The sequence below is a fragment of the Pedobacter psychrophilus genome (assembly GCF_001652725.1).
Lineage (GTDB): Bacteria > Bacteroidota > Bacteroidia > Sphingobacteriales > Sphingobacteriaceae > Pseudopedobacter > Pseudopedobacter psychrophilus.
Window position 1 is genome coordinate 1,040,778 of record NZ_LWHJ01000011.1, and the last position, 6,455, is coordinate 1,047,232.

Below are 6,455 nucleotides of genomic sequence, written 5' to 3' on the forward strand. Positions count from 1 at the left end.
GTAATGGGTAATATTACGGTTTTTTTAACTAGCCAAAGTTTTGCGACTTCCTTAAAATGGACTTAGAAATTGAGTTTTTTTTTCTGTTAAATTTCTCGGGAAAGAAAGAATGGGAACTTTATATTTTATGATCAATATTTTGAAACTATTGTAAGCGGCAGTTTTCATTTATTAGTTGAATTTATCTGATTTTTAAGTTCAAATGAGAATATAACGGTTTGCAAGTTTGTATAGAAATGGCATTAAAGCAGTACCTCTGTCAGCTTGCATAAACTTAATTAAGTTGCAGAAAGTTGAAAATTGCGGGTCAGCCATCTTGATCAAATTTGCTGTTAGCGGTTGCTGTTTTTTAATTTTTCTTCAATTTTAATTGTCATTCCAGATAACTTCGATTGCTAAATAGTTCCAAACAACGATTCTTACAATAAGCAATTCCACGTCATTAATAACTGAATATTTATATTTATTATCTTGAGCAGTTTTCCAATTTGATTGAATTATTCCATTTCCATCTATTATAAGATTTTGTAATGCTCGACTTCCTACTTCAGGAAGAATGTTCAGTTGTGATAAAGAAAAAAAACTATCAGTTTCTACCTCTGTCATTGAGCTTAAAGATTTAAACACAATAGATGTTGGTTCGATAAACTGCGGATTACTTGTTTCAAATTTTACGTGACCTTTAGCCAATTTTGTTGCGACATTTTCAAATCTTTCTTGTTTATATTTAAAGGTCAATATTCCATTTTGGAAAATAAAAGAATTTTCAATTTGTTTTTGCAACGCAGGTCGTTTTTGAAAAGACATCTTTATCTTTTGTCTTTGCAATTTTTCAATATTACTTGAACCTCGTAAAATACATTCAATTGAACAAGCAAAATATTCTTCGTCTTTGGAAAAATCTTGATTGCACTTTGTGCAACATGGAACTACTGGAAGGTTTTCCGGAAATGGTTCATCAAGTAATATTTTTGAAGGAACATGGTCTCTTGTTTCAGTTGCATTATTACTGCAGTACGAGCAAATTAAATCAAGTCGATAATCACTAAATATTTTAATTTGTCTCAATGTCAGAAATGTTTTTAAATATCTATTTTTATTAGTTTCGTTCTGAACAGTTACCGCTAACGATTGGCGAATTTGTGTTGTAATGGCTTAGAAAGCAAAAACTTGTCTGCTCGTATAAATTTATTTAATTGTGATGAAATAACGTAAAGCACTTCAGCCATTATAATACAAATTGTGGTTAGCTGACTTTTTTATTTTAGCCATATTACACGGCCATCTTCAAAATTATCTTCAAATAAATTGTTTTCTGTCGAAACAAACTTGAATTGTTCAATTTTTAAGTGGTTTTTAATTTTTAAGCCATTTATTGTGCTTCTATATAAGTCAGACTGTAAGGGATATTCTCCCCATTCTAAGGTATATTGAAAAGCATCAATAATTTTATTTTCGTTGTCAGTTTTAATAATCAAAATATCATGACCAATCATTAAACTGTCCTTCAAATTTTCTCCGGGGAAAACTAACTTCCTACCCAAGTGTGTCGATATAAATTGATAATAGTTATAAACTCCATTTATTGGTTCAAAAATATTTTTTATGGTTGAACAAGTCTTTTTTATGCTGTCGATTTTAAAAAGTCTGGTTGTGTCGAAGTCTGCATTTAAGGCTTTTTTCTTTAAAACATAGACCTTTTCTTCATCTATATTTGTTGGCTTATCTTGACTTTTAGAATAATATATAATTTCAATAGATTTTTTCTGGCTACAACAAATTGTCATAAAAGCGATTAGAACCAGGAAAATTATAATAAACTTCATAGACTTCTTTATTTGGTAAAATGACAGCTAACGGTTAGCAGCTGTAAGAAGTTGGCGATTTTCACCATAAATATTGATGCGGATAACCAAACTTTGATTAACCACAAATACGTCTGCGGAGCAATGAACCGCCAATTTCTTATAGGTGCTGTAAGGTGCTGCCCTTCTTTTCATTCTGTCGTCATAAATTGTGTTATGTCTTTCGTCCACTCGTCTTTATATTTTGTCAAATAGTTTTCGTGTCCTGCATTCTTATAAATTTTCAATTCTTTTTGACCAGCCAAATTTCCAAATATTTCGTCAATTTCTGCTTTACTAACTTTTTCGTCTTGTTGTCCATACATTAAAAGCGTTGGACAATTAATTTTCTTTGAATATTCTGTCGGGTTATGTCCAAAAGCCCAAAAACCATTTTGAACACCGCCCCAAAAAACTAACAGTCCAGCCATTGGAAAAGTAGGTGCATTCATTGTCCTAAACCTTGCACATACTGTTTCATACATAGAGCCAAATGGACACTCAATAATTATTCCTTTTGGTTTAATGTCAAAGTCGTTAATGGCTTTCATAATAGCAACTGAACCCATTGAAGTTCCAAAAAGGAAAATGTTTTTATCTTCTTTTTCGGTCAAGTAGTCAAAGCAAGTTTTTACTTGTTCAGCTTCTAAAAACCCAATTGTTGTCTGATTACCCTCCGAACCACCTGAACCCGTGAAGTCCACAAGAAATGTGTTGTAACCAAGTCCACGAAATACTTCTGCTTTGTCAAGCATTGATGCTTTTTGTCCACTGAAACCGTGAAAAAGAATTACAGTTCCCTTTGCGTTTTCTGTCTTAATGTTCCAACATTCAATTTCTCTGTTACTTTTTAGTATAATGGTTTCGTAGTCGTCTGTCGGAACAGTTGTTTTTTCAGGTCTTGGATTATTTACCCCAAAAATTAAAGTTGAAATTTTCTGTCCAGTAGTTAATTTTTTAGGGTCTTTTGTTTTCGCTGTTTTGCTGTCAACGAAATGTGTGAATTTGTAAGAATGAAAAATAGCAACAACGTTCATCAGAACAAAGATTATTGTCAATGTCCAAAGTAGTCGATTTATTATTTTTTTTCTGTTATTCAAATTCGTCTGTTTTATCGATGTTGTCTGGTCTGCTAGGGTTGCACCTAACGTTTTGAAAATTTGTGTAGAAATGGCATTGCTTGCAAAACCATTGTCGCACCGCACCAAATTAAGTAATTAACTGATGAATTTACGTAAACCACCGTTAGCCATTTTTGCGCAAATTTGCTGTTACCAGCTGATGTTTTCTTTTAATCATCTGAAAAGTTTGCCATTGTAAATCTTATTAAGTATTGTGTTAGTAAAGCTAAAGGATAAAATAACCAAATAAAATAAGTTAAAGAGTAAAATACAAAGGCTAAAATCCAAGACCAACTATTATATGGTCGGTCAATAAAAGCTGTATACAAACTACCAAACATTAATGATGCAAAAAAAATTGTAAGAAAAGGAAGTAAATACCAAGATGTTCCTTTTGACTTTAGAATTGCCTTATAAAACGTAATTCCTACGCTCACAGAAGTTATGATTGCAAATAAAACTCCCAGTGACCATAATCTAGTTGTAAGAATGCGAATGCCAAATAGTTCGGTAGTAATAAGTGCAAAATAATACCACAATACACCTAAAGAGCTTAATAGTAAATATTTAATTAAAATTAATTTCATAAATTGTTGTTATTTAGCAAATCTTACAAATTTAGAATGTTTGTTGTTTTACATTTGCTGTTACCAGCTGATGTTTTTTATTGAGCATATATTTTCACTTATTTAACTTCATTCAATGTTATTCGTAGATGAATTTTCAACGAATTATTTACATTATAAATTTCCGGGATGTTAATTACAAACTTTCGGTTCTCATAATTGAAAAATACATCTAAGCTCGTATTTATAAATGACTTTCCATTTCCTTCCAAACTTAAATTAAGCTCCTCGTCTTGTCTTTTAAAACTGTCAAATGTAGCTTTAGATAGGTCGATATTGTTTTCTTTTGCTTTATTAAGAATACTTTTGAATTTTTCTTCAACCACTCCCTTACTTTTTTCGTAAATTTCTTTGTACATAGGCAGTTTTTCTTTAGTCGGTGCGGAAACCCCCTGCATTTTAAGGATGATTAACTTATCCTCAAAGTTCGGAGCTAAACTAGTGAAGGAATCCAATTGGTTATTTTGAAAAGCATGAAATATTTTTTTTGAAAGCAACTCAAGTTGTTCATTTGAAATTGTTGAGACTGGAGTGCTTTTTTCATTAGGTTTTTGTTTTTCTTCTATTTCTTTACCAAAATCTATAAATACGTCTGCGTATTCTTCCCATTCTAACCCATTTTTTTTGTAAAAACTAAATGTTGATTGAGAGTTTGATTCTCCGTATTGTTCTTGACTTAAATACAAACAAATGGTGTTATTCCGTATAAAAATTGGTTTTGAAAAACCATAGATAATTGAACACATCGCTGATTTTGTTTCTGGATACTTACTTGTTATCGAAAAAACTTTACGAATATCATTAATCGTTACTACTACTGAATTAGGAAACATCTTAGAAGGCCACGCAAAATCTTTGAGTTTATTTAACTCACTAATAAGATAAGTTCGTTCAGTTGACGTAATAATTAGTGGTTTTTTATTTTCTCCCATATACAGTTCACTAAGGGGAAAAGTCATCTTTTCTGATAATATCTGTATTGTCGATTTAATAATTTCAGGGTCAATGCTTTCTTTGTAGTACATTGTTGGACAGTCCGAACCTTTATAACCACGTCTATCCAACCAATCTTCATAAACATGATTCATGGTTTTGAAATCTGTTATTGGTTGACTAAAAGCGATTCCAATACTAAGAGAGAATAGGAATGTTAATGTGATTCGGTTGTATTTTAGCATTTTATAGGATTTATGAAGTAAATAGTGTTTTTTGTCATGAATTCGGTTTTTTACATTTGTTGGTAACGATTTGAAAATTTGTGCAGAAATGGCATTACTTGCAGAACCATTGTCGCACCGCACTAAATTAAGTAAATAACAGATGAATTAACGTAAACCACCGTCAGCCATTTTTGCACAAATTTGCTGTTGGCTGTTGCCATTTATTTTCTTTTCACAATTGCAAATCCTTGTGAATCTCTTTCAGGAACTAAACCATAACAGCAATTGCACCCTTTTTCGTTTGTACACTTTGTAGAGGCTAAATACTGATTTTTAATTACGTCATTAATTTCAAACTTTACTCCGTTCAATGAATCACAATAATCACAACAAAAACCAGACAAAACTTCGCATTTGAGGTCTAAACGATTTTCGAAATTTGACATCTGAATGTATGCATTTAGATGTAATTGAAGAATTTCATTTGCTTTGGACTTTTCAAAATTTCTTCTAAAGTTCAACATTGAGGCGTAAATTTCCCATTGACTTCTATATAACTCATATTCGCTTTTTGCTTTACTTGCCGAGATTATTAGTAATTGTTGGAAGAGTGACCATACAAAATCATTTACAGAACATTTCTGCTCATTCACTATATAATTGTTATATCTCTCATTTAATTCGTGTTCTGAAAAGCCGTAAAAATTAAATATAGTTTTATATTTCTTGATAATTTTGTCGAATGCTATTTTGTTTTCCAAGATTGAGATTTAGTTAAGTACAGCGACTTTAAAGTTTAACAATTGGTATTAGTTGATGCCCACTCTAAATGAATCAATTAGTTTTTTGGTCTCTTTTGTCAATGGCAATTTTATCTTTATCTGGTATTTTAAAATCATAGAAATCATCAATCTGTTTTGGTTGCGTAATCATAATATCTGTGATAATATTAATAAAGCCAAAAAGTTTATATGCAGTTTCTCTGTCGTCCGTTAAGTCAATTTGTCCTGGATGAACAGCATTGTTTCCAACGACCCTTACGCTGTCAAGAACCTTTTGCATTTTTTCTGGAAGACCTTTCTTTACTAAGTTGCCAATGTCTTTATTAATGTTTTCTCCTTTTTCGCCAAGGTGTTTACATAACTTTTGAACAGCTAAACGAAGCAATGCAGTAGCTCCTCTAGGTGAAAGTTCTACTATGTTTCTAGCTTCATCAAAATCAGGCTTGATGTTATCTGGTAAATCCGAGTTAGCAAGCGGAGCTGAACCTGCAGTTGGATATACCATCACACGTTCATTTTCAAGCCAAACAGTATGCTGTTTACAATGATTACATTGAGAAAAGACAAGGTTGTCAATATATTCTTTGAAGTGAATTTGTGCACCCATATTTGCTTTTTTTTTATCAAATTTTTGAGCATAGCTCCAGAAATGTTGAGAAAATGCACCACAAAGAGGGCAATTGAATGCTGATAATTCAAACTGTATTGGCGTAAATGGCATCATTGATTAATTGATTTAAAGATACTTTTAGTTCGGTATGGTTACAGCTAACGGTTTGAAAATTTGCGCAGAAATGGCATTACCTGCAGAACCAATGTCGTACCGCACTGAACTAAATAATTAACGAAAAACCTGAGTTGAACCACCGTCAGCCATTTTTGTGCAAATTTGCTGTTACCTGCCGTATTGTTATTTCATTTT

Annotated in this window: 8 protein-coding genes; all 8 read right to left on the reverse strand. The window is 31.7% G+C overall.

Features of this window, described 5'->3' with window-relative positions; genetic code table 11:
• Positions 1 to 366: 366 nt before the first annotated feature.
• Complete coding sequence (locus tag A5893_RS04925) at positions 367 to 1,068, reverse strand: hypothetical protein (RefSeq protein WP_068821403.1); 702 nt, start codon at positions 1,066 to 1,068, stop codon at positions 367 to 369.
• A 191-nt stretch (positions 1,069 to 1,259) separates the two neighbouring features.
• Entirely contained in the window at positions 1,260 to 1,826 is a 567-nt protein-coding gene (locus A5893_RS04930) for a hypothetical protein (RefSeq protein ID WP_157687449.1), read from the reverse strand.
• Between the two features lie 27 nt (positions 1,827 to 1,853).
• Entirely contained in the window at positions 1,854 to 2,000 is a 147-nt protein-coding gene (locus A5893_RS17825; RefSeq protein WP_198342266.1) for a hypothetical protein, read from the reverse strand.
• Positions 1,997 to 2,881, reverse strand: a complete 885-nt coding sequence (locus A5893_RS04935; protein WP_068821463.1) for an alpha/beta hydrolase — start codon at positions 2,879 to 2,881, stop codon at positions 1,997 to 1,999. The genes A5893_RS17825 and A5893_RS04935 overlap by 4 nt, the downstream gene beginning before the upstream one ends.
• 254 nt (positions 2,882 to 3,135) lie before the next feature.
• Positions 3,136 to 3,552 carry a hypothetical protein gene (locus A5893_RS04940; protein WP_068821405.1) on the reverse strand — a complete coding sequence of 139 codons (417 nt, stop codon included), beginning with the start codon at positions 3,550 to 3,552 and terminating at the stop codon, positions 3,136 to 3,138.
• A 98-nt stretch (positions 3,553 to 3,650) separates the two neighbouring features.
• Positions 3,651 to 4,892, reverse strand: coding sequence for a hypothetical protein (locus tag A5893_RS04945; protein ID WP_068821406.1), 1,242 nt, complete (start codon positions 4,890 to 4,892; stop codon positions 3,651 to 3,653).
• Between the two features lie 80 nt (positions 4,893 to 4,972).
• Positions 4,973 to 5,404 (reverse strand): hypothetical protein, encoded by a 432-nt coding sequence (locus tag A5893_RS04950; RefSeq protein WP_157687452.1) that lies wholly within the window; start codon positions 5,402 to 5,404, stop codon positions 4,973 to 4,975.
• Between the two features lie 181 nt (positions 5,405 to 5,585).
• Entirely contained in the window at positions 5,586 to 6,257 is a 672-nt protein-coding gene (locus A5893_RS04955) for a DUF4145 domain-containing protein (protein WP_068821408.1), read from the reverse strand.
• Positions 6,258 to 6,455 lie beyond the last annotated feature (198 nt).

Coding starts and splice junctions, on each gene's coding strand:
- A5893_RS04930 (WP_157687449.1), bottom strand. CDS start 1,826: ATGAAGTTTATTATAATTTTCCTGGTTCTAATCGCTTTTATGACAATT.
- A5893_RS04940 (WP_068821405.1), bottom strand. CDS start 3,552: ATGAAATTAATTTTAATTAAATATTTACTATTAAGCTCTTTAGGTGTA.
- A5893_RS17825 (WP_198342266.1), bottom strand. CDS start 2,000: ATGAAAAGAAGGGCAGCACCTTACAGCACCTATAAGAAATTGGCGGTT.
- A5893_RS04935 (WP_068821463.1), bottom strand. CDS start 2,881: ATGAACGTTGTTGCTATTTTTCATTCTTACAAATTCACACATTTCGTT.
- A5893_RS04955 (WP_068821408.1), bottom strand. CDS start 6,257: ATGATGCCATTTACGCCAATACAGTTTGAATTATCAGCATTCAATTGC.